Origin of the sequence: Anaerococcus vaginimassiliensis, assembly GCF_900626155.1 — a bacterium.
Classification (GTDB): Bacteria; Bacillota; Clostridia; order Tissierellales; family Peptoniphilaceae; genus Anaerococcus; species Anaerococcus vaginimassiliensis.
The window spans coordinates 871,318-895,704 of the sequence record NZ_LR130844.1; the positions used below are offsets into that span (position 1 = coordinate 871,318).

A 24,387-nucleotide genomic window follows, 5' to 3' on the forward strand; every position below is an offset into this window, starting at 1 on the left:
AAGAAAATAAGGTCAATATATCTAAAAATTAATTGATATCACTTGCCAATGAAATATTTACATATATAATTATAAATAACCAGCGTGGTATATATATACGCTGATTAGTATTGTAGAGATAAAGGTTACTTTGTTTATTATTTTTTAGAAGGGAAATAATAAATGGTAATAATTAATCCGGAGGAATAAATGGATAACAAATTTAAAAGAATTATTGAGTTTAAAAAACAAAAAGGCTCAAACAGAAAACCAAGATACGCAACTAGAAAACTATCTATAGGACTAGTTTCATGCATGCTTGGTTATGCACTTTTAGTATCTCCATCCTCAGTAGAAGCAGCTGAACTTGATAGCGAAAATCAAACTGTAGCTGAAGAATCTGCTGAACCAGAGACTGAAGGTGAAGAAAATTTAGAAGAAAATAAAGAAGAAACACCAGCTGAAGGAAGTGTTGAAGAAAAAACTCCAGCACCAGCTGAAGAAAAACCAGTAGAAACAACAGAAAACACTGAAGCTCCTAAAGAAACAGAAGAAACTTCAGAAAAAGAAGCAGCTGTTGTAGAAGAAAAAGAAGCTTTCACACTAAGAGAAGAACAAAGACAAGCTCTAAAAGAAGCAGGCTACACTAATAGTGAAATCGAGAAGATCGAAGAAGAAATCTCTGGCGAAATAGAAGCTGATTCTAACTTCGATACAGATAGCTTCCTTAAAGAAATCATAGCACAAAAAGCATCAGAGATTGAAATGTCTGAAGAAGCTAAACCAGAACCTGTAGCAGCTGGAGAAAAGAAAATTACTGATATTCAAGGTACAATTGATGGAAATATTAAATCAGGTATTACTAAAGTAAAACCATTAGCTCAAGATGCTGGAGAAGATTATGATACAATCCTTAAAACAGCATTTAGCTTTGGTGTACCAGATTCAATTACAGGTGGAGACACATTTGAAGTAAAAGTATCAGATAACGTAAACCTTCACGGTATTTCAAAAGATCCAGAAATTGATGATTTATACTACAATGGTGAGTTATTAGCTAAAGCAGAGGTTCAAGCAGACGGTAGAACAATTATCTATAGATTTACAAATTATGTAGACAAAATAGCTAATATTAAAATGAATATTTCCTTCCCACTATTCATTGATAAGGTAAATGTACCAGAAAATAGTACGGAAAATGTAGTAGTAACAGTTGATGGAAATGAATTCTCAAAAACTTTCGATGTTGACTATACTAGAGATAGCTATTATAAGAATAAAGATGAAAAAGAAGATGTAGAAACATTAAGTGGTAAAGCAAATCTTGACACTGTAACTGATAAATCATATCACCACACTATTTATGTTAATACAAATAACCAAGAATTAACTAACTCAAAATTAAGAATCAGAAATCAAGATAACACAGATGGTGCAATATTTGATCAAGGTGTTCTTGATTCTGTTAAAGTTTACAGATTAAATGATGGTAAACAATTAAAAGATAGCTTTAACCTTGACTATAATGATTTAACAGATGTAACTGATCAAGCAACTATAAGAAAAGCTTTAGATGAAAAAATGGGAATATTAGTTGATATAAATCAAAAAAATGATAAAGCTTCTTATGTTGTAGTATATGATGGAAAAAGAAAGGAAAATACTAGTCTAAATACCATAGTTGATTTTGCAGCAGCAAACAAAAAGAGAATGGATGGAACTCCAGAAGGATCAATAGCTTTTGCAGATAAAAACTGGTCATGGAAAAATGATGTTCACTTTGACAGAGGTGATGGTAGTGCTACAGGAGAAGATAAAATCTACAAACTTGGTGATAAAGTTTGGATAGATGAAAATTGCAATGGAATCCAAGATCCTGGCGAAAAACCATTAAAAGATGTTTATGTATCTATTGTTGTAGGTGGACAAGAAATTATCCTAAGAACAGATGAAAATGGTAACTATACATTTAACAACCTTCCAAATGGTGAATATGAAGTTACATTTGCTAACTTACAAGGATATAAACCAACTAAAGCAAAACAAGGTACAGACGATGCTGTAGACTCTGATGCTACATTAGTTGATGGTATTTTAAAAACAACAGCTACAATAGCTGACGCTGACAACATGGATGTAGACTTAGGTGTAATCAAAGAAAAAACTTACACTATAGGTGATAGAGTATGGATCGACACTGATAAAAACGGAATCCAAGATGATGGAGAAGTAGGTCTAGCAGGTGTAACTGTAACACTAACTGGCGATGGCATAGACGAGAAAACAGAAACAACAGACAAAAACGGAAGCTACAAATTCGAAGGTCTAACAAATGGTAACTACAAAGTAACATTTGAAACACCAGCAGGTTATACAGTAACCAAAACAGGCCAAGGAGGAGACGTCACTAAAGACTCCGACGGAAATTCAGTTAATGTTACAATAAAAGATGCTGATAATATGTCAATCGATCTTGGTCTAATCAAAGAAACATCAGGATCTTTCGTAGAACACCACATCTATGAAGAATATAAAGATGGCAAACTTGTAAACACTTCTAAGATAGATATAGATAAGAAAACTGGCTCAGAAGATCAAACATTTGAAACATCAGCTAAACCAAACGGAACAGCTGATGATAAAAAAGAAGGATTTACTTTAGTTCCTAATAGAATAACCAAGTCAAAAGAAATCACTGGAAATATTACAGGTGATTCAGTAACAAGAAACTTTATCGATGGAAAAGACCTTGAAGTAACTTATGTATACAGAAAAGATACTACATCAGAAAAAGGTACCTTCCAAGAACACCACATTTATCAAACTGTAGATGAAGAAGGAAAGCTAATTTCTGTAGACTTCATAAATGATAGAGAAGTTAAAACTGGTAAAGTTGGGGAAGAATACACAACATCAAAGATAGATCAACCAACTTATGAACTTAAAGAAGTTAAAACTAAAAATGATGCAAAAGCAAATAAAGATGGTAGCGAAGCTACAGGAACATTTGTCAAAGATAAAAAACAAGAAGTAACTTACATCTACACTAGAGTTCAAAAGAATGGTTCATTCCAAGAACACCACAAATACATCACAAAAGATCAAGATGGAAAAATCATAGAAACAAAAACTGATGATGGTGAAACTACAAAAGGTAACGAAAAACAATCTTATACTACAGGAAAAGTAGAAAAAGATGGATTTGAATTCAAGAGAATTGAAAATCCAATTGGTGGACCAATCTACTCAGGAGATGGAGCACAAACTTCTGGAAACTATAAATCTGGAGTAAAACAAGAAATCACTTATGTTTATGAAAAAGAAGTTCCAAAAGAAAAAGTAGGATCATTCCAAGAACACCACATCTACAGAACTCTTAGAGAAGATGGAACATATATAGTAGATGAAAGAGTAGACGGAGATGTAACTTCAGGTAAAACTACAGATTCTTACAAAACAGCACAAAAAGATAGAGATGGATACACCTTTAATCCTGAAGCTACAATAACTAAAAACGGTGCAACAGCTAATCAAAATGGAAACTATGTAGCTGATAAGAAACTTGAAGTAACATATGTTTACGACAGAAAAGAAAGTCCAAAAGACATCTATGAAATGATCGAAGAAACAGAAGACTTCGAACAAGAATTAAAAGAAAATAAAGAACTTCCTCTTGGAACTATCAAGATTACTCAAGTAGGTAAGAACGCTAGATATAAAGTTCTTTACAAACACGTAAATCCAGATGATGTTCCAGGATTTGATAAAAATAACTTCAAAGAATTTGCTGGAAAATATTGGCAAGAAGTTTCAAGAGAAGAGATAGCTCCTGGTCAAAAACAAATAATCCAATACCACTTAGGAGAAACACCAACAACTCCAACTAATCCAGAAAAACCACTTAAACCAAACGAAACAAATATAACAGTAGAAGATGGTGTAGATGGTAAAAACGTAACAATCACAATCACAAACCCTAACGATGGTAATAAAGTTGTAAAAAAAGAAACATTCTTTATCCCAGATGGTAAAGAAGGTAAACCAGGAAAAGCTGGCGAACAAGGACCTAAGGGCGAAAAAGGTGAACAAGGACCTAAAGGTGACCAAGGTGAACAAGGACCTAAGGGTGACCAAGGTGAACAAGGACCTAAGGGTGATCAAGGTGAACAAGGACCTAAGGGTGACCAAGGTGAACAAGGACCTAAGGGTGACCAAGGTGAACAAGGACCTAAGGGCGACAAAGGCGACCAAGGTGAACAAGGACCTAAGGGCGACAAAGGCGACCAAGGTGAACAAGGACCTAAGGGTGATCAAGGTGAACAAGGACCTAAGGGCGATCAAGGTGAACAAGGACCTAAGGGCGACAAAGGCGACCAAGGTGAACAAGGACCTAAGGGTGATCAAGGTGAACAAGGACCTAAGGGCGACAAAGGCGACCAAGGTGAACAAGGACCTAAGGGTGACCAAGGTGAACAAGGACCTAAGGGCGACAAAGGCGACCAAGGTGAACAAGGACCTAAAGGTGACCAAGGTGAACAAGGACCTAAGGGTGACCAAGGTGAACAAGGACCTAAGGGTGATCAAGGTGAACAAGGACCTAAGGGTGATCAAGGTGAACAAGGACCTAAGGGTGATCAAGGTGAACAAGGACCTAAGGGCGACAAAGGCGACCAAGGTGAACAAGGAAAAGATGGTAAGGATGGAAAAGATGGTAAAGATGGCAAGGATTGCGATAATACAAGCGATCCAGGAAAACCAGGTGAAGGAGATTCATCAATCCCATGGACACCATTAGAACCTTCTGAACCAGTAGATCCAGAAAAACCAGGTGAAGGAGATTCATCAATCCCATGGACACCATTAGAACCTTCTGAACCAGTAGATCCAGAAAAACCAGGTGAAGGAGATTCATCAATCCCATGGACACCACTAGAACCATCTGAACCAATTGAAAAGGATCCAAAAGATCCAGAACCAGGTAAACCAGGAAAAGAAGATCCAAAAGATCCAGAACCAGGTAAACCAGGAAAAGAAGATCCAAAGGATCCAGAACCAGGTAAACCAGGTAAGAAAGATCCAAAGGATCCAACACCAGCTACTCCAGAACCAAGAAAACCAGAAGGTAAGACTTCTGAAGGCGTTAGAGTACCAAAGGTTGAAGGAAGCAAACAAACTTCATCTAAAGGATACAAAAAATCTAACAATCCTAAGATGGGTGTTGAGTCAGCATCTGGCGTAATAGCAAGTCTAGTAGCTGCAACAGGAGCTATGTTTGCTAGCAGAAAGAAAAAAGAAGACGAAGATAAATAAGTAAATTTATCTAGTCGAAATTAGTATCCAATCTAAATACGTAAAGCCTAGGAGTTACCTCCTAGGCTTTTTCCTTTACTTATTTTGATTATTTTTACAATCCCTACCTACCTATGATAAAATGAACGTGATAGAAAAGAATAAAATCGTATATTAGAAAGGAGTTTGTATGATAGAAGTAACTAATTTTTCCAAGGTCTATACTAACGGCAAAAAGGCTGTGGATGATATTTCCTTTACAGTTAATGATGGGGAGATATTTGGTTTTCTTGGACCTAATGGAGCAGGCAAATCTACTACTATAAAGTCTCTTGTGGGGATCAATTCCAAAAGTAAGGGTGAGATTTCTATAAATGGGCTAAAGCTCGAGGATGATCCAATAGCTTACAAGAGCGAGTTTTCCTATGTACCTGACAATCCAGACCTCTTTGAGAATTATTCTGGTAATGAATATATCAATTTCGTAGCGGATATTTACGGCTTGGATGCTGATACTAGAAAAGAAAGACTAGATTATTACCTAGATTATTTTGACCTAAGAGATGCCATGAATGAGCAAATAGACAGCTACTCTCATGGTATGGCACAAAGGCTTGCTCTAATAGCTTCTCTTATCAATGATCCTTTCGTTTTGATATTAGATGAGCCTATGGTAGGTCTTGATGCGAAGTCAGCCTACAACCTCAAGCAAATCCTTAGACAAAGGGCAAGGGAGGGCAAGATTGTATTTTTCTCCACCCACGTTATGGAAATCGCTCAAGAGCTTTGCGATAGGATTGCTATTATAAATAAGGGCAAGATTATAAGCGTAGGTACTTTTGACGAGATAAAAGAGGCATCTCACAAGGAAGGAAGCCTAGAAGAAGTATTCTTGGAGCTAACAAATGAATAGGATAGGGACAATAGTAAAATATGCTTTCAAGGAAGATCTTTTTGCCTTTAATCCCAAGAAGAAGATAGCCAATTTACCTAAAAACTATCTAGGAAGGCTCATCGTACTTTTGTGGACGTATTTGTTCTTAGGATATATATTTTATGGGGTAATGAAGGGAGCATTGCCAGTTTATATAAATCAAGGCGAAATTGCCATGTATTTTACGACCTTTGCTATTTTCGTTGGTCTTATAATATTGTTGATCTACGGACCTAAGATTTATGCAAGCTTTTTTGTTCCTAAGGCAATAAGTGACTATCAAACTATGCCAATTGGTGAGGGGGAGTTATTTATAGGAAAACTGATTGGAGCAGTTTTATCCTTTTTTGACTTCTTTATATTTTTTCTCCTAGGCTTATTTATATATTTTGGAGAGACTGGTTTCGATTTGTCTGTGCTAATTTTTGGTATACTAAACTTCTTTCCTATGGTATTTGTGCCATATAGTTTGATTGCCTTAATTATATTAATCGTAAAGAAGTTTACCAATGTCAACAGGCACAAGAAGTTGATGAAAAACTTAGGCTATGTCCTAATGTTTATCTTTATTGGAGTGATTTATTATTTTGCTTTTTCTTCTGGATATTCATCTGGTCAAAGTGGTGATCCTTCTGGTGGATTCTGGGGCAAGTTATCAACATCCTTTGCTGAGAGTTTAGACAGGTTTAAGGGTGTTTCTAATATATTTTTGCAAGCCAAGCTTTTTGGTCTTGCAGTAGGGGGAAGTATCTTAGTAAAGATAATAGCAAGCTTAGCCCTAATAGGACTTTGTTTAGCACTTGGTCTACTAATTTACAAGCTAGCAGACAGATACTACTATGAGGCGGTATTTGAAAATGAGGCTCTTCCAGAGAAAAAGACTAAAGAAACTAAGAAAAAGGAAGTATCTTTGGTTAAATCTAGCCAATTTATGGCTATATATAAGAGAGATCTAAAGATTGTAACTAGTAACCTTATGTTTTTGTATATGCCAATCCTTATGATTCTAATCTTTGGAATGATGTCATTTACAACAGGTAGACAGATCATAAAGGATGTCGATCCAAATAGCTTAAACACAGCCTACGCTAGACTAATGACCTTTGGTGGATCTTTCCTAATGGGAGTTTTGATTTGGGTAAATGGTTCTACTGCATCTACATCTCTTTCAAGAGAGGGCAAGGGATTTTATATCTTCCAAACTATGCCGATTGATCCCAAAAGCCACATGAGAGCAAGGCTAGCATCTGCTATGACAGTAGCAACTGTGGTTAATCTAATCATGGCCCTTGTAGTTGGATTTTTAATAAAAATTGGCTTTGTAAATAGCCTTATGATCTTTCTTGGACTAAGTCTAGCAAGTTTTGTATCAAACATGGTTGGAGTTTACCTATCAAGCATCAATATAAATACTAATTGGAAGACTCCAAAAGACCTCCTCCAAGGCGGGGTAAAGACTATAGGATTTTACTTTGGATCTATGATTGTAGTTGGAATACTCCTTGGACTATTTATCCTTATTTTAAGCCTAACAGAAGGAAATATATACCTTGCAAGTGGGGTTGATATAATCCTTGTAGGTGTGATTACCTTTATCTTTTATAGGCTCGCGAGATCTAAGTTTAGGGGAGGATTTTTGGATAAATAAATAGAGAGTTTAGAAGAAAGTCAGCTTTGAAAAAGGCTGGCTTTTTTAGTATAGTAAGGTCTGAGTGAGGAAAAATATGGAAAGAGAAAAAGCATTTATATATATAGATACAAATTTTAGTAATGATGAGGCGCTCATGCTCGATATGGCATTTAGGTCTTTTGATTTTGAGATAGTTGGCATATCTTCTGTGGCATCTTTCATGTCGGCTGATGCTGCCGCGAAGAATATCTTGGGGCTAAATGAAGATCACGACCTCTACCTACCTATAGCAAGTGGTAGTGAGGAAAGTCTTGCTGGCAAGGGCATTAGGACAAAAGGAGAAGACACCAGCTTTTATGATAGGCACAGAGATTATCTGGAAGAAGTCGACGTTACAGATCACATCTACGATATAGCATCTGATTGTGGCAAGATAGACATCCTTGCGACAGGGCCTCTTACAAATATAGCGAAGGCTATGGATGAGCATGAAGATCTCGAAGATTATATTTCCCATATTTTTATAAGTGGGGGCAATTTATATAGGCCAGATTCTAACTTCACAGAAGATGTGAAGGCAATAGATAAAGTTCTCAATTCTTCTATCGAGGTTTTCATTTTACCTAAAAACCTTGCAGAAGGAATTGAGTTAAAGGATTCTTTCCTTAAATCTTTGACTAAAGATGATAAGAATATGAAGATTATAAATAAGCTTATCATGGAGAAGAATAATCTATACGCACCCCTTCTCTTATATTTATTAGAAACACCAGAGGCCTTTATCTTTGAAGAGTCTGGTATCAAGATAGATGATAAGGAAAATATTGGAGAGATGATTAGAACTTCTTCTAGGAAAAAAGCCTATCTTGCCAACAGAGTAAACGAAGAAAGCTTCCTAGAATATATCAAGGCAAAGTTATGTCAATAAAAAAACCAGGGGCAAGGATTATAAAAACAGGTCTTGCCCTATTTTTGTCTATGATTGTATCAAGCCTAAGAGTAGCAGGTCTGCCTTTTTATAGTGGGATAGCTGCTATTATCTGTATGCAACAAGATGTAAAGAGCACCTTTACAAAAGGGATAAATAGGGCACTTGGCACTGTGATTGGTGGCTTTGTTGGACTTATTTATCTCTTAGTAGTAGAAAGATTTGCCCTAAGCGAGAGGGAAAATATTTTTTTCTTATCAGTCCTTGTGACCCTTCTTATTTGGATTTTGGCTAATTTTGAGAAAAACCTCGCCATAACCATAGCAGGGATTGTCTTTTTGTCAGTAACAATCAACCACGCCCACGATCTGGGTGGTCCAGTGAGTTTCGCTGTAAATAGGGTTTTAGATACTCTGATAGGTGTATTTACCAGCCTATTTGTAAATTGGGTCGACTTTGACTTTAGGAAAAGAATAAAAGCTAGTGGAAAGAGATAGTCTTAATTTATTAGTACAAAATTTTATAATATAAGAAAAAACTCCCAAAATGAGATGATCCTCAAAATGGGAGCTTTTATTTGAACAAAATGACAAAATTTAAAAGGAAGCGTTCCATTCGCAAGAAATTGTAAGAAATTCAAATCGAAATAAGCCGACCGTAAATCGCACTGTTTGAGCGTTAGCGAGTTTGCGATTTACAGGATTATGAGATTTAGAATTGCTCAATTTCTGGAGTTGGATAAGCGTTTTTAAATTTTGTTACTGTGGTATACGAGGAAAAATATAACAAAGCTATATTTTGATAAAGAAAAAACTCCCAGATTGGGAGTTTTATTTTGCTTAATTTTCTCTTTCTTTTATCTTGTAATTGATACCATTTACAAGCTCTACCTCGTATGGACTTTCTTCTAGGAAACCTTCTATAAAGGCAAGACGCAAGTCGTGGTAGGTTGAGTTTTCATTCTTTAAATTTTCTCCACTTACCTTTCCAACTTCAAAAGATTCGTGGTGGTCGTGGTCGTGACCTCCCTTACATGTATCATCTAGGGAATCTTCTGGATTTATTGCTTCTTTTTGATATTTAGCGTGAAGGTTATTATCTGTTATTAAAAGCAGATTTCCTTCTTCATCTATTCCTGCCCTTAGGGCCCTATCACAAGGCATACCATCTAACATTCTTTGGTTAAGTTTGTCAAATACAAGCTTTAGGTTAGATAGGTCCTCGCCTTTTCCTTCTAGTTTGCCAAGCTCATGCATTTTTTCTCTTGGATTAGCAGAAAGAGCCATAGCCTTTGCTAGCCTATTTTCTACTTGGTCGATCCTCGCTGATAGCCAGCCGTGGATATTGTCTTGGTCTATTAGATCTTCTAGGGGCAAATCTTTGACAGGAGCAAAGTCCTTGTCAACAGCCTCTGTATTGCCATCTAATAGGAAATTTGTTATTTTATCTTGAAATTTGATCTTCTCGTACATCATGTAATGTACTGGACCTAAATTTTTACTCATTATTCATCACCTCTTATATATATTACTAGAAAATTTGTGTTATACTAGAAGGGAAGTAAAAATAAGGAGGGTGTATGTTTAAAAAACTCACTACAAAAAAATTAGTTTATGTTGCGCTGTTTACAGCTTTGGTTTACATATTTTCTAGGTTTTTCCAAATACCTATTGCAACTCCATTTGGACAAACTAGATTTCACTTGGGCAATGTTTTTTGCCTACTAGCAGGTCTTTTGATGGGGCCAGGTTTTGGAGGACTTGCGGCAGGTCTTGGATCAGCTCTTTTTGACCTTTTCGATCCGGTTTATTTTACCTCAGCACCAATTACCTTTATCACAAAATTTGCCCTAGCTTTTGTAGCTGGCCTTATTTATAAGAAGAGGGCAAGTTTAATTGATAAGAAAAAATTAGTTCTAGCATCTATTTGTGGTCAACTTACTTATGTATTTTTGTACCTACTAAAATCGTTTATAACAAATAAGTTTATCATGGGCTTTACCAATGAAGCTGTTATGGCAGAACTTCTTCCAAAGGCAGGAGTTTCCCTAGTGAACGCACTTATTTCTGTAATCATCGCATCAATCATTGCTATTCCTCTCTTAAAATCAGTGAAGTTTGAATAAGGCAAAGCTTTTCGGGTATAAACTGAAAAGAAGTACAAAAGAGGTTTATATGAAAGAAAGATTAAAAGAATTTGAAATGACTTGTCCATCTTGTGGGCATGTATTTAGAGGAGAATTTAATACTGCAGTTTTCTCTGATACTGTAGAAAGAGAAGCGATATTAAAAAATGACTTTGGCGAGGTTACTTGTCCTGATTGTAATCACAAGTTTATCTTAAACTATAGGTTTGTCTATACAGATGACGATCTTAAATATATGATTATCAACGATCCTAAGTTTGTAGATTCTTCTAGTAGGCTTGCCCTTGTATCTTCCTTCAAGCTTTTGGATGCTGTTAGGAAAAACGAGGCCAAGAAGTTTAGAAGGGTGATGACAGCAGATATAAAAGATTTAAGAGAGAAGATTCTTATATTTGAGGCAGGACTAGATGACAAGGTCGTTGAGATTATGAAATATATCCTATTAGAGTCTGATGACTTAGCGATAGACCATGACGATGTCAAAGATTTTACCTACGATGGATTGGATAATTTCATCATAAAGACCAAGACAGGAGATGTTATGAATCTCCCATTTGTAAGGGAAGTTTATGATAGGATAGATGAAAGTTATAGCAAGTATTTTAACGAAAAGGTAGACTTGGTAGACAAGACTTGGGCGTATAATTTTCTTAAAAACCTTGGCTAAGGATTGATTTGTGCTGTAACAGTTAATTTCTTATAGGAGAATATCTAGTGAAATTTTATGTAGAAAATCCTAACAAGAGAAAACAAGTTTACGATATTTTAAATATATTCTTTGACCATGATGAGATAGTTTTTGACGAAAAAGCAAATCTTAAAGTCTTAGAAGAAGAGATAATCTATAACAACGATATTATCATCTATGATAAGGATAATCTAAAAAGAAAGCTCTATGATTTACTTAAAAGTGTTACAGGCTATGAGTCTCCATGGGGATATCTAACTGGATCAAAACCATCCAAGCTACTTAAAAGTTTAAGTCCTAATGAGATTAAAAATAAGTATGACCTATCTGATGATAAACTAAGACTCTTAGTAGAAGTCAAAGAAGAGCAGGAGAAGATTTCTATTGATCCTAGAGATTTCTCCCTATATATAAACATTCCCTTTTGCCCAAGTAGGTGCCACTATTGTTCCTATCCAACTATAGTTTCTCCTAGGGAAGATAGGAGTAAGTATATCGACTCTTTGATATATGAGATAGAAAATATAAGTCTACCTCGAAAGCTCGATGCGATTTATATAGGAGGAGGCACTCCTTCTTATATAAAGACAGATGATCTTAGGAGACTTCTCTTAGCTATTAACGAGAAATTTTCCTACAAAGAATTTACCTTTGAGGCAGGGAGGGAAGATACCCTAGATTTTGATAAGCTAAAGCTACTAAGAGAAAATGGTGTCGGAAGGATTTCCCTAAATCCCCAATCTTTTAACGAAGATATTGTTAAAAGAGCTGGTAGGACTTATGATTTTTCTCACTTTTTTGATATATTTAAAATGGCAAGAGACTTAGGATTTATAATAAACACTGACTTTATCATTGGTCTAATGGGTGAAAAAGCAGATGATTTTAAGAAGAACTTTCTTATCCTAGAAGATTTGATGCCTGATAATATCACCTTTCACACTTTAGCAATCAAGGTTAGTAGCAAATATTTTGAGAAAAATGCTAAGGCTAGTAGAAAAGACGTTATCCTTATAAGCGAAATGATAGATGATTTTGTAAGGAGAAATTCTTACAAGCCATATTACCTATATAGGCAAAAAAACATTGCATCTAACCTAGAAAATGTAGGCTATCAGAAAAATAACACTAGCCAGAGATATAACATTATCATAAATGAAGAATTAGAATCTATTATAGGTCTTGGTATGAATGCAAACTCCAAGCTACTTACTGGCAAGAAGTTTAGAAATTCAAGAAACTTAAGAGATTATTATGAGAAAGTAACAAGCGAAATAGATGCTAAAAATAAATTAATAAATGGGTATAGTAATAATAATTAGGAGGATAAAATGGATATTAAAAATTTAGAACCAAAAGATGTTTTTCAAAACTTTTATGAGTTGACACAAATTCCTAGAGAAAGTGGCAACGAAAAAGAAGTATCAGACTTCCTTGTAAACTTTGCCAAAGAAAGAGGACTAGAAGTAGTTCAAGATGAAGCATTGAACGTAATCATCAGAAAAGAAGCAAGCAAGGGTTATGAGGATAGACCAATCGTTGCCCTCCAAGGCCATATGGATATGGTTTGTGTAAAAGAAGATGACAGCGACCATGACTTTGAAAAAGACCCAATCAAACTTTTAGTAGAAGACGGTTGGCTAACAGCTGATGGAACAACACTTGGCGCAGATGATGGTATCGGAGTTGCCTTTATCATGGGAATTCTAGATGACGATAGCCTAGAGCACGGCCCAATCGAAGCAGTTATCACAACAGCTGAAGAAACATCAATGGTTGGTGCAAATGCCCTTGACCTATCACAACTAAAAGCAGATTATCTAATCAACATTGACTCTGAGGAAGAAGGAGTTCTTACAATTGGTTGTGCTGGTGGACTTGACCTTGAGGTTGAATTTGATAAAGAATATGAAAAAAGCGAAGGCGACTTTGTAGAAATATCACTTCAAGGATTTGAAGGTGGACACTCAGGTATGGAGATTGACAAGTTTAGATGTAACGCAATCAAATCTCTAGCTCGTATGCTTCACAATATTGAAGGAGTACAAATTGCAGAAATCACTGGTGGTGTCAAGAGAAATGCCATCCCAACAACTGCATCTGCAACAGTTTCAGTAGCTAACAAAGAGGAAGCTATCAAAACACTAGAAGAAAGAAAAGCAGAAATACTAAACGAATACAAAGACTCAGATCCAAAGGGAACTATCACTATCAAAGAAGCAAGCTTCGATAAAGACGTAGTTAGCAAAAAGGTAAGTAAAGACGTAATTGATGCATTATTTGCATTACCTGACGGTCTATACAAGAAATATAAGGATAATATAGTAACATCATCTAACCTAGGACTTTTGGAAAATAAAGAAGATACAATAAAGTTTAATACTATGATTAGATCAGAAGTGGATTCTGCTAAGCTAAACAGAGCAGAAATCGCTATAGAAATCGTAAAAAGATTCGGTGGCAAATACGAAGTTGTAAGCCAATATTCAGGTTGGCAAAGAGAAGAAACTCCATTAATCGACCTAGCCAATGAAACATGGAAAGACATCAATGGAAATGACCTAATAGTAGCTACAACTCACGGTGGTCTAGAATGTGGACTATTCAAAAAAGAAATCCCACATGTAGAAATGATTTCATTTGGACCAGAAATAGAAGGTGCTCACTCTCCAATGGAAAGAGTAAACCTAGAATCAGTAGCAAACAACTACAAGTTCTTAGTTGAACTACTAAAGAAAATAAAATAAAACAAAGAAAACTAATCCAGCTAGTTAGATATCTAGCTGGATTTTTTATTATAGAAATTTGAAAAGAATTATTATATTGGAGTAAAATAAAGCGAATAATTAAAAATAAAGGTGTATAATATAAATAAAAAGGAGTCTTTTATGAAGTTTAAAGATTTAAAATACCAAAGACCTGATTTTGACAAGATGGTAGCAGAGATTTCTAGCCTTTTAGATAGGCTAGAAGGTGCAAAAAGCAAGGAAGAGTTCTTCGATACCCACAAACAAATCGAGGAGAAATTTGCCGAATATGATGAGCTTTCGACCATTGCATACATCAGAAATACAATCAACACCAGAGATGAGTTCTACGATACAGAAATGAATGCCTTCTATGACAACGGTCCTCGTTTTGACGAGCTTAACCATAGACTCATGGGAATAAGACTAGAAAGTCCCTTTAGAAAAGATTTTGAAGATAAATACGGCAAAACTATAACCATGAGAGATGAGCTACAAAAAGATATATTTAGTCCAGAAATCATGGAAGATAAGGTAGCCGAATCCAAACTTGTAAACGAATATAACAAGCTAACTGGTGGAGCTGAAATTGAATTTAGGGGAGAGATTAAAAATATCTCAGGCCTTGTTGCCATCACCCAAGATAAGGATAGAGCTACTCGCAAGGAAGCTTTCGAAGCTCTAAATGGATGGTTTGCTGACAATTTGACTGAGCTTGATAGAATCTATGATGAGCTTGTCAAAGTTAGAACTAAAATTGCCAACAAGCTTGGCTTTGACACCTTCACGGAAGTTGCCTACAAACAAATGGGTAGGCTCGATTGGACTAAGGAAGATGCTAAAAAATATAGAGACCAAATCGTAAAGGACCTAGTTCCCCTAAGTCAAGAAATATACGCTGAGCAAGCGAAAAGAATAGGCATAGAAGATATGAAATACTACGACCTACCCCTTGCTTTTCTTTCAGGAAATCCAAAACCTATTGGAGATGAAGATATCCTAGTAGCTGCTGCAAAGAAGATGTATAGTGAGCTTTCTCCTGAAACAGATGAGTTCTTTACAGCTATGGTAGAAAAAGAAATGATGGATCTAACTACCAAAGATGGCAAGGCGCCAGGTGGATATATGACAAGTCTCGCTCTTACAAAAATGCCATTTATCTTCTCAAACTTCAACGGAACAAGCGGTGATGTCGATGTCCTAACCCACGAGGCAGGTCATGCCTTCCAAGGATATATAACTCGTGATATGTATCCATCTGAAAACAACGATTTGACGATGGAAATTGCAGAAACTCACTCAATGAGCATGGAATTTTTCACTCATCCATGGATGGAAAACTTCTTTGGCAAAGATACTGAAAAATATTACTACAACCATGTCATAGATGCCCTAAAATTCATTCCTTATGGAGCAAGCATAGATGAGTTCCAAGAATATGTCTACGAAAACCCAAACGTAAGTCCAGAAGAAAGAAGGAGAAAATATAGGGAAATCGAGAAAAAATACCTTCCTCACCTAGACTATGACGGCAATGATTACCTAGAAAATGGAGGCAGATGGCAAAGGCAACTGCACGTTTACAACTATCCTTTCTATTATATAGACTACACCATAGCACAAGTAGACGCCTTCCAATATTTCATAAAAGATATGGAAAATCACGAAAAAGCTTGGGAATCCTATCTAAAACTATGTAAACTAAGTGCAAAACTCCCAACCAAAGAAACTTTAAAAGAAGTAGGACTAGCAAGTCCATTCGAGGAAGGAACTATAGCAAAAATAACCCCACAACTAAGAAAATACCTAGAAAGCCTAGATATGGAGAAAATAAAATAGCAAGAAATATAAAAGTGAGCCTAAATAAAACAAGGCTCACTTATTTTTCTATAAAATTATTAACTTAACTTACCTAACTTGAATTATTGATATAAGAAACAAAATAAAAGCAAATCCACTTAAAACTAGGGTAATAAGCGGTAGCTTTGATTTTGATGTGTTTTTCCTAAACGAAATATAAGTAACACAAAGTAGGGCGAATGAGCCGATTGTACAAACAAGAGCAGAAACGAACCTGTCTTTAATAAACAAAAAACTAAAGACAATTAAAAATATACAAATAGCCTTTAAAATCTCTAAATAATTAATCTTCTTACTTCTCATATTATCCTCTCAAAATCTAAAATAAAAAATTTATTAACATTAAAACTTTACCCGACAAGAGATAATATAAACACTGAAGTATCTATATAAAAAGAAGATAATAAAAAAGCAATCCGTTATAGATTGCTGTTAATTGGTCGGGGTGAAAGGATTGGGATATTTATGAGCCTCACCTTCTCAAAGCCGCAACCATCAATCGTAAGTGATGTGTATATAATAAATAAAAAGAAGATAATTAGATAAGTTAACATAAAAAACCAGCTATTATAAGGGTATACCCATATTACAAAATCAGATCTTATTGATAAAGAAAACTTAATTTTGACTAAATAGAATTGACTAAAATAGAAATATAAAATCAGATTTATGAGAAGCTTTATTTTGCGTTTTGATAGGTTTTAAAATAAGCATATATGTAGGGAAATGAGGAGGACATTGAGTGGACGATTTGGATATGCTAGAGTTAGCACTACAGATTAAAAGTTAGGAAGACAAAAAGAAGATAATTAAAAATAAGTTAACATAAAAAAAGCAACCTAACTAGATTGGTGTTAATTGGTCGGGGTGAAAGGATTCGGATCTTCCGAGCCTCACCTTCTCAAAGCCGCAACCATCAATCGTAAGTGATGTGTATATAATAAATAAAAAGAAGATAATTAAATAAGTTAACATAAAAAAACCAGCCGATAAAGCTGGATAAGTTTTTGGTCGGGGAGAAAGGATTAGGGCCTTCCGAGCCTCACCTTCTCAAAGCCACAAGTACCAACCGACCGTAAGTGATATATATAATAAATAAAAAGAAGATAATTAAAAAATAAGTTAACATAAAAAAACCAGCTATCAAAGCTGGATAAGTTTTTGGTCGGGGTGAAAGGATTCGAACCTTCGACCTCATGTTCCCAAAACACGCGCGCTACCAAGCTGCGCCACACCCCGTAATCACTTACTTGTATAGTATACGACAATATTTTTCTTTTGTCAAATATTTTTTGGATTTTCTTTTAAAAACTTTATTATTTCTTAGTTTCTAATAGAAGAATCTGATATAATGATACCATAAGGAGGAGAAAAATGAAAGTAAAAAAGTATTTTTCTTATTTGCTTGTCTTTATCCTGTTGATTTTTACAGGTTGTACGCTAGGGCAAAATAATAATGTTGATATAAATAATGTTGAAAAAATTGAAATAGAGGAAAATAATAAGGCTAAAACAATCACGGAGGATGGCTCGTATTATAGCCTAGAAGATGTTAGCGAGTATTTAGTAAAATATAAAAGACTTCCTAATAATTATCTCACCAAAAAAGAGGCCAAGGATTTGGGTTGGATCCCTAAGGAAGGAAACTTGTGGGAGGTAACAGACAAAGGAGTTATTGGAGGAGATTATTTTGGTAACTTTGAAGGAAAACTTCCCGAAGGAGATTACAAGGAAGCGGATGTGAACTATGAAGGTGGCAGACGAAATGGGGAGAGAATTATCTTTGATGATGATATAAATATCTACTATACCAAAGACCACTACGAAAGTTTTGAAAGGATTAATCCATGATAGAAATAGATGCGAGAGATTTTTCTGATAAGGATAAATTTTACGATGTTTTAAATGAAAATATAGACTTTGACTACGAGGTTAGAAACCTTGATGCTTTGTTTGACCAGCTAATCTATGTTGATCCACGTCTAAGAATTATTAATTACAAGGAGATTTACAAGAACTTGGGCGATTATGCGCCTAGGGTGATGAGGGTATTTTTAGATAGTGTTAGAATGTATGATGTAAATATTGATTTTATTAGTTGAGGAAATATGAGATACAGGTCAAAGCAAAATGAGATTAGAGATTTTGTAGCTACAGGAATTATCAATGGTGATTTCAAGGATGGAGACAAGCTCTACGACAAGAGGTTTTTTACTAGCAAGTTTAAGGTAAATCCTAGATATGTAGAAAATGCCCTTTCTAGTATGGAAAAGGCTCATATGATTGAAAAGAGGATTGATTTTTATTATTTTACTATTGATGATACTCTTGTAAGTAGGCTAAAAAATGAGTTTTCCAATAGGTTTGTCAATGATTTCTTGGATGATTTAAAATCAATTGGCATTGATATAGATGATGCTATAAAACTCTTAGAGATGAGGAATGTGGCAAATGGATAAGATATTAGTATGTAAAAATTTGAAAAAATCATATAAGGATACTCCAGCGATTGACGGGCTAGACCTTGAGATTGAAAAGGGAAACGTAGTAGGACTTTTGGGGCCAAATGGTTCGGGCAAGTCTACCTTGCTAAAGCTAGTAGTAGGTCTACTTAAAAAAGATGATGGAGAAATCCTAATAGCAGGAGATAAGCCAAGTCATAAAACAAAGGCAAAGATAAGCTATTTACCTGATAGTTATTATTTGTTTGACAATATCAAGGTAAGTGAGGCAGTCGATATGTATGAGGATTTCTACAAGGATTTTGATAGGAAAAGATGTGATGAGCTTATTGAGATGTTGAAGATTCCAAAAGATAAGTCTACCAAAGATTTATCCAAGGGTCTTAGGGAGAGACTTCTAATAAGCTTGACGCTTGCTAGAAATGCAGAAATTTATATCCTAGATGAGCCAGTTGATGGGGTTGATTCTGTGGCTATGCAAGCTGTAATCAATATTATAATCGACAATATGGGAAAGGATAAGACCTTTATTATAACAACCCACCAGATAAGTGAGTTGGAGAATTTGTTTGAAGATGTCATTTTCCTAAATAGGGGCAAGGTCTTAATCCACAAGGACGCGAACGAGATAAGACAGGAAAATAACCTTGACCTAAGTGATTATTATAAGGAGGTTTTTGGTATCTTATGATTAAATTTATCAAGTATGATTTAAAATCTAACAAAAACTACCTAATGACCATCCTACTTATTCAATTGATAGCCTTGGTGGGATCATTTCTAGTAAGAATGTTTGTGCCTATGAATGTGCTATTTGCTGAAAAGAGGCTAACAGATATTATATTTATAACAAGTATAGTATTTTTTGTAGGGGTAAACTTTGTCTTTATGGCAAATTTTATCTACAAGGACTATTTTACAAAAAGAGCCATGCTTACCTTTAGCCTACCAATGTCGATTAAAAGCTTTGTTTTGGGAAAAGTTATTGGAATTAGCTTATTTTTTATAACAAGTGGAATTTTCCTAAGCCTAAGTCTTTTATTGTTAGGATATACCCTAGGCAGTGACTTTTTCTATTATATGATTTTTGCCTTTATTCTAATAAATGTACTTAGCCTTTGTCTTAACTTAAATATGGCAAGGTCAAGGTTTACTGGCAAGGTTTCATGGCTTGCTATGGTTATGACCCTAGTAGTGTTGATAGCTCCAATATTTATCTACACTAGTTTCAATGCCTTGGTTTTGATAGATGGAGATTTGATTAGGACAAGTGGGATGGGATTTTCCTTTATATTTCCATTTGCTGTTGGAGAAGGGATTCTTTATAAGATCCTTACACCTCTAATATATTATCTAGTAGCTGTCTTCATCTTGTATTTTGTAAATGTAAGTTATATATCAAAGAACTTGGATTTATCTTAGGAGGATTTTTTGACTGATATTAATAAAGTTAAAGAGATTATTAGAAATTCCAACAATATTGTATTTTTTGGTGGAGCAGGAGTATCAACTGCTTCAGGGGTTCCAGATTTTAGGTCAGCGACAGGACTTTACAATAGGAAGAATAACTCTGAGTTTTCACCAGAATATATGCTAAGCCATGAGTTTTTCGTAAATCATCCCGACAAGTTCATGACCTATTGTAAGGAAAATCTTATGTTAGATGGGATAAAACCAAATGCCTGCCACTATGCTCTTGCAAAGCTTGAGAAAATGGGTAAACTAAAGGCAGTCATAACACAAAATATAGATAGTCTCCACCAAGAGGCAGGAAGCAAAAATGTAATCGAGCTACACGGCAACTTGAGAGATTATTATTGCACCAAGTGTGGCAAAAGCTTTGACCTTTCTTATGTCAAAGGCTTTGATACAACTGCAACTTGCGATAGGTGTGGAGGAGTTGTTAGACCTGATATCGTCCTTTACGGTGAGGGGCTTGATCAAAACAACATCAACTATGCTATAAATCTAATAGCAAATGCTGATGTCCTAATTATAGGTGGAACAAGCCTTGTAGTCTATCCTGCGGCAGGATTAATTGATTTTTATAATGGTAATAAATTAGTATTAATCAATAAAGACATGACGCCACAAGATAGTAGAGCTGATTATTTGATAAATGATGATATCTCAAAGGTCATGGAAGAGTTAGTAGAGGGGTTAGATGAATAAAAAACACGGAATAGATGAATACGGGATATTTTTAGTATGGGTTGCAATTATCATAACTGTAATCTCATACTTTACTAAAAGTTCTATCCTAAATATTTTCTCACTTATTATAGTAGCCTACGCTGTATATAGAGCGTTTTCTAATAATCAATACAAGAGAGTAATGGAAAATAGGATGTTTAGGGAAAAGTTCCTAGATCCTATGAAAAAACAATTTAGGATAGGAAAAAGAAAAAGTAAAGATAAAAACTATAAATATATAAAATGTCCATCTTGCAAACAAGAGCTAAGAATTCCGAAAAATAAAGGGAAAATTAAGGTCAAATGTCCAAAATGTTCCCATAAATTTGATGCTAGAAGTTAATTTTAGCATCTTTTTATGTGAAATTATCTGAAATAATAATTTATTTTTTGTACAAATTTAGCAAAATATTTATTTAAGTTTTTTTCTAGGAAAAAAATTTGTTTTTATCATTTAAAAAATAATTTATTAAGGTATTTTATTTTAGGAAAAGTTTCCTAAAAGCTTTAAAATTCTTTAATAACACGCATTGTCAAGGGCTTTTAATTATTGTATAATTCAATCGAAAGGGGAATTAATTATGGAAAGAATAATTGGAACAGCAGCAATGGGCCTTAGAGCCCCAATAATCGAAGAAGGCGACGACTTAGTTTCTACAGTATTTGATGTAGTAAAAAGAGCAAGTGATCAAAAAGATATCACTCTTCGTGATAAGGATGTCGTATGTATTACAGAATCTCTTGTAGCTCGTGCTCAAGGAAACTATGTAACAATCGAAGATATCGCCAAAGACGTGAATGAAAAGTTTGAAGGAGAGGAACTAGCAATCCTATTTCCAATCCTAAGCAGAAATAGATTTTCTATCCTACTAAAAGCTTTTGCCCTAACAGGCAAGAAACTTCACATCTGCCTATCTTACCCACAAGATGAGGTTGGTAACTGGTTAATAGATGAAATGGACTTGTTTAACTCTGATGTTAACCCTTACCAAGATGTTTTGGATATGGATCAATATAAGAAACTTTCAGGAGATTACAAACACGAATTTACTGGAATATCTTATCCTGACCTATATAAGGAAATCGCACCAAACTCAGAAGTTCACTTCTTGAACAATCCAGTAGATGCCTTGAAATTTACAGATCAAGTTCTTGTTTCATCCATCCACACTAGAAATCTTGTAAAAAGACAACTAGAAGAAAACGGAGCAGGCAAGGTTTTAACACTTGATGAAATAATGACATCTTCAATAAACGGATCTGGCTTTAATGAAGAATACGGTCTATTAGGATCTAACCTATCTACAGGAGATAAGGTAAAACTATTCCCAAGAGATGGCAAGACATTTGTAGACAGCCTACAAAAAAGATTAATAGACGAGTTTGATAAACAAATTGAAGTTATGATCTACGGCGACGGAGCTTTCAAAGATCCTGTAGGAAAAATATGGGAGCTTGCTGATCCAGTTGTATCCCCAGCATACACAAGTGGACTAGAAGGAACACCTAACGAAATCAAGATTAAATACATTGCTGACAATGACCTAACAGAACTAAAAGGTGAAGATAGGGACAAGGCAATGAGAGATAGAATTTCTCACAAAGAAAGCGAACTAAAGGGAAAAGACGAAACCCTAGGTACAACACCAAGACAAATCACAGACCTACTAGGTTCACTATGTGATCTTACAAGTGGATCTGGAGATAAGGGAACACCAATCGTATTAATCCAAGGATACTTCGACAACTATTCTGACAATTAAAGGAGAGAAAATTGCAACAAGAACCTAATGAGAAGAGGAAACTCTCTCTAAATTCCTATATTGAAGATAGGAACAGGAGAATATACAACCACGACCCAATGACAAAACATAAGAGGGTATTTCTAATGAGTTTTGCCGCCATTTTTATGGCACTGGGAACACATTTTTTCAAATATCCCAACAGCTTTGTAATAGGTGGTGTCGAGGGAATGAGTATAATAGCGAGTATGTTTGTGCCCTTTTCGAGGCCTCAAATCACGCTTTTTATAAATGTTAGTCTTCTCGTGATTGCATTTTTTATCTTAGGCAAGAAATTTACCCTAAGAACAGGTTATGTTGCAATACTAAACTCACTTACAGCCCTACTTTTAGAAAAGATTGTTCCAATAGATGGAACCCTAACTGGAAATACCATGCTTGAATTGTTCTTTACTCTAATAATGAGTGCTGGAGGATCTGCGATTTTATTTAACATCGCAGCAAGCTCTGGTGGAACAGATATAATAGCTATGATCGTCAAAAAATACAGCCACATAGAAGTAGGTAGGGCCTTGTTATTTGTAGATTCCTTGTTTACTATAGCATCTATTTGGATATTTGGTATAGAAATCGGACTATTTTCAATATTTGGACTCTTGGTCAAGGGACTTTGTGTAGATATAATAATCTCATCCATGAACCAAGCCAAGATGTTTATTATAATAACATCGAAAACTGAGGAAGTAGGACACTTTATCAAAGATGATCTAAATAGGTCAGCAACAGTTATAAATGCCAAGGGTCTTTATAAAGGAAGGGACTTTACAGTTTATCTTTGTACAACAAGCAAAACCGAAGCTCCTAAGTTTAGAATATTTATAAAAAATATTGACCCAAAAGCTTTTATTACGATTTTAAATACATCTACAGTTATGGGCAAGGGTTGGTATCAGACAGATGAGCTTTCTGATTAAGTGATATGTAAAGTTGGAATTTAAAAAGAATAAAGACTTATGATTTTATAATTTACAAGTAACAAAACTTAAAAGGAAGCGTTCCATTCGAAAGAAATTGTAAGGAATTCAAATCGAAATAATCCGCCCGTAAATCGCACTGTTTGAGCGTAAGCGAGTTTGCGATTTACAGGATTGTGAGATTTAGAATTTCTCAATTTCTGTAGTTGGATAAGCGTTTTTAAGTTTTGTATACTATAAAGACTAGCGAAGAACCTCTTAACAGGGGTTCTTTTCTTATACTTGTTTTAAAAATAGGAATAAAAAAAGGGACCCTAGGTCCCTTTGGTTTCTAATTATTCTTGAGGTTCGAACATGTCCTTTGTAGCTCCACAAACTGGGCAAACCCAATCTTCTGGAAGTTGGTCAAATTCTGTACCTGCTTCGATTCCGTTGTCTACATCGCCTTCTTTTGGATCATAAATATATCCACATGCTGTACATACGTATTTCATATTAGAAAATCTCCTTTCAATTTGTCATCTCTCTATTTATATTATACCACGATTAACGATTTCTAAACATAATATTTGTCTAGCCTACTAAGTGGTATATAGTTTTTTGTATGAAAAAAGGGAGACAAATCTCCCCTAAATTTTATTATTCTTGAGCTTCGAACATGTCTTTGCCAACACCACAAACTGGGCAAACCCAATCTTCTGGAAGTTGATCAAATTCTGTACCTGCTTCGATTCCGTTATCTACATCTCCTTCTGCTGGATCGTAGATGTAACCACATGCTGTACATACGTATTTCATATTAGAATGTCTCCTTT

At 35.0% G+C, this 24,387-nt stretch carries 22 protein-coding genes and 1 tRNA gene; 19 read left to right on the plus strand and 4 right to left on the minus strand.

Translation table 11 applies throughout. The annotated features are described in order from the left end of the window. The first annotated feature begins 189 nt into the window (after window positions 1–189). From E0D87_RS04395 to E0D87_RS04415, 5 genes are all read left to right on the plus strand, one after another. Window positions 190–5,289 carry an SdrD B-like domain-containing protein gene (locus E0D87_RS04395; RefSeq protein WP_130819495.1) on the plus strand — a complete coding sequence of 1,700 codons (5,100 nt, stop codon included), beginning with the start codon at window positions 190–192 and terminating at the stop codon, window positions 5,287–5,289. A 169-nt stretch (window positions 5,290–5,458) separates the two neighbouring features. Beyond that, complete coding sequence (locus tag E0D87_RS04400) at window positions 5,459–6,181, plus strand: ABC transporter ATP-binding protein (RefSeq protein WP_130819496.1); 723 nt, start codon at window positions 5,459–5,461, stop codon at window positions 6,179–6,181. Next, the gene (locus E0D87_RS04405) at window positions 6,174–7,850 is read left to right on the plus strand and encodes a hypothetical protein (protein WP_130819497.1); all 1,677 of its coding nucleotides are present in this window, start codon (window positions 6,174–6,176) and stop codon (window positions 7,848–7,850) included. The genes E0D87_RS04400 and E0D87_RS04405 overlap by 8 nt, the downstream gene beginning before the upstream one ends. A gap of 76 nt (window positions 7,851–7,926) precedes the next feature. Next, window positions 7,927–8,760, plus strand: a complete 834-nt coding sequence (locus E0D87_RS04410; RefSeq protein ID WP_130819498.1) for a nucleoside hydrolase — start codon at window positions 7,927–7,929, stop codon at window positions 8,758–8,760. Next, on the plus strand, window positions 8,751–9,257 hold the full coding sequence (locus E0D87_RS04415; protein WP_130819499.1) for an FUSC family protein: 507 nt from the start codon (window positions 8,751–8,753) through the stop codon (window positions 9,255–9,257). The genes E0D87_RS04410 and E0D87_RS04415 overlap by 10 nt, the downstream gene beginning before the upstream one ends. 342 nt (window positions 9,258–9,599) lie before the next feature. Here E0D87_RS04415 and E0D87_RS04420 read toward each other — a convergent pair whose 3' ends face one another. Next, complete coding sequence (locus tag E0D87_RS04420) at window positions 9,600–10,265, minus strand: hypothetical protein (RefSeq protein WP_130819500.1); 666 nt, start codon at window positions 10,263–10,265, stop codon at window positions 9,600–9,602. A gap of 74 nt (window positions 10,266–10,339) precedes the next feature. Between E0D87_RS04420 and E0D87_RS04425 the strand changes: the two genes are divergently transcribed. From E0D87_RS04425 to E0D87_RS04445, 5 genes are all read left to right on the plus strand, one after another. Beyond that, complete coding sequence (locus E0D87_RS04425) at window positions 10,340–10,885, plus strand: ECF transporter S component (RefSeq protein WP_130819501.1); 546 nt, start codon at window positions 10,340–10,342, stop codon at window positions 10,883–10,885. A gap of 49 nt (window positions 10,886–10,934) precedes the next feature. After that, window positions 10,935–11,573, plus strand: a complete 639-nt coding sequence (locus tag E0D87_RS04430) for a CpXC domain-containing protein (protein ID WP_130819502.1) — start codon at window positions 10,935–10,937, stop codon at window positions 11,571–11,573. 47 nt (window positions 11,574–11,620) lie between these two features. Then, window positions 11,621–12,916 (plus strand): coproporphyrinogen dehydrogenase HemZ, encoded by a 1,296-nt coding sequence (gene hemZ / locus E0D87_RS04435; protein ID WP_130819503.1) that lies wholly within the window; start codon window positions 11,621–11,623, stop codon window positions 12,914–12,916. Between the two features lie 9 nt (window positions 12,917–12,925). After that, a complete protein-coding gene (locus E0D87_RS04440) occupies window positions 12,926–14,341 on the plus strand; it encodes an aminoacyl-histidine dipeptidase (protein WP_130819504.1) in 1,416 nt (471 codons plus the stop codon). A 141-nt stretch (window positions 14,342–14,482) separates the two neighbouring features. Then, a complete protein-coding gene (locus E0D87_RS04445) occupies window positions 14,483–16,180 on the plus strand; it encodes a M3 family oligoendopeptidase (protein ID WP_130819505.1) in 1,698 nt (565 codons plus the stop codon). Window positions 16,181–17,363: 1,183 nt separating this feature from the next. Here E0D87_RS04445 and E0D87_RS04450 read toward each other — a convergent pair. Then, window positions 17,364–17,440: transfer RNA gene (locus tag E0D87_RS04450), tRNA-Pro, on the minus strand. 135 nt (window positions 17,441–17,575) lie between these two features. Between E0D87_RS04450 and E0D87_RS04455 the strand changes: the two genes are divergently transcribed. The 9 genes from E0D87_RS04455 to E0D87_RS04495 all read left to right on the plus strand — a co-directional run bounded on the left by E0D87_RS04455 (window position 17,576) and on the right by E0D87_RS04495 (window position 23,572). Continuing rightward, on the plus strand, window positions 17,576–18,052 hold the full coding sequence (locus E0D87_RS04455) for a ribonuclease domain-containing protein (RefSeq protein WP_130819506.1): 477 nt from the start codon (window positions 17,576–17,578) through the stop codon (window positions 18,050–18,052). Then, window positions 18,049–18,303 (plus strand): barstar family protein, encoded by a 255-nt coding sequence (locus E0D87_RS04460; RefSeq protein WP_130819507.1) that lies wholly within the window; start codon window positions 18,049–18,051, stop codon window positions 18,301–18,303. The genes E0D87_RS04455 and E0D87_RS04460 overlap by 4 nt, the downstream gene beginning before the upstream one ends. A 6-nt stretch (window positions 18,304–18,309) precedes the next feature. Beyond that, window positions 18,310–18,660: a GntR family transcriptional regulator gene (locus E0D87_RS04465; RefSeq protein WP_130819508.1), complete on the plus strand. Its 351-nt coding sequence runs from the start codon at window positions 18,310–18,312 to the stop codon at window positions 18,658–18,660. Next, window positions 18,653–19,354: an ABC transporter ATP-binding protein gene (locus E0D87_RS04470; RefSeq protein ID WP_130819509.1), complete on the plus strand. Its 702-nt coding sequence runs from the start codon at window positions 18,653–18,655 to the stop codon at window positions 19,352–19,354. The genes E0D87_RS04465 and E0D87_RS04470 overlap by 8 nt, the downstream gene beginning before the upstream one ends. Beyond that, a complete protein-coding gene (locus E0D87_RS09100) occupies window positions 19,351–20,085 on the plus strand; it encodes a hypothetical protein (protein WP_165442725.1) in 735 nt (244 codons plus the stop codon). The genes E0D87_RS04470 and E0D87_RS09100 overlap by 4 nt, the downstream gene beginning before the upstream one ends. Window positions 20,086–20,094: 9 nt before the next feature. Next, the gene (locus E0D87_RS04480) at window positions 20,095–20,835 is read left to right on the plus strand and encodes an NAD-dependent protein deacylase (protein WP_130819510.1); all 741 of its coding nucleotides are present in this window, start codon (window positions 20,095–20,097) and stop codon (window positions 20,833–20,835) included. Then, window positions 20,828–21,199 (plus strand): zinc ribbon domain-containing protein, encoded by a 372-nt coding sequence (locus E0D87_RS04485; protein WP_004833846.1) that lies wholly within the window; start codon window positions 20,828–20,830, stop codon window positions 21,197–21,199. Before E0D87_RS04480 ends, E0D87_RS04485 begins: the two co-directional genes overlap by 8 nt. 238 nt (window positions 21,200–21,437) lie before the next feature. Further along, the gene (locus tag E0D87_RS04490) at window positions 21,438–22,619 is read left to right on the plus strand and encodes a coenzyme F420-0:L-glutamate ligase (RefSeq protein ID WP_130819511.1); all 1,182 of its coding nucleotides are present in this window, start codon (window positions 21,438–21,440) and stop codon (window positions 22,617–22,619) included. Between the two features lie 98 nt (window positions 22,620–22,717). After that, window positions 22,718–23,572 (plus strand): YitT family protein, encoded by an 855-nt coding sequence (locus E0D87_RS04495; RefSeq protein ID WP_130820177.1) that lies wholly within the window; start codon window positions 22,718–22,720, stop codon window positions 23,570–23,572. Window positions 23,573–23,907: 335 nt separating this feature from the next. Here E0D87_RS04495 and rd (E0D87_RS04500) read toward each other — a convergent pair whose 3' ends face one another. Together rd (E0D87_RS04500) and rd (E0D87_RS04505) are read right to left on the minus strand one after the other, a co-directional pair. Beyond that, the gene (rd, locus tag E0D87_RS04500) at window positions 23,908–24,066 is read right to left on the minus strand and encodes a rubredoxin (protein ID WP_130819512.1); all 159 of its coding nucleotides are present in this window, start codon (window positions 24,064–24,066) and stop codon (window positions 23,908–23,910) included. A 145-nt stretch (window positions 24,067–24,211) separates the two neighbouring features. Then, window positions 24,212–24,370 (minus strand): rubredoxin, encoded by a 159-nt coding sequence (gene rd / locus E0D87_RS04505; protein ID WP_004833839.1) that lies wholly within the window; start codon window positions 24,368–24,370, stop codon window positions 24,212–24,214. Window positions 24,371–24,387: the final 17 nt, after the last annotated feature.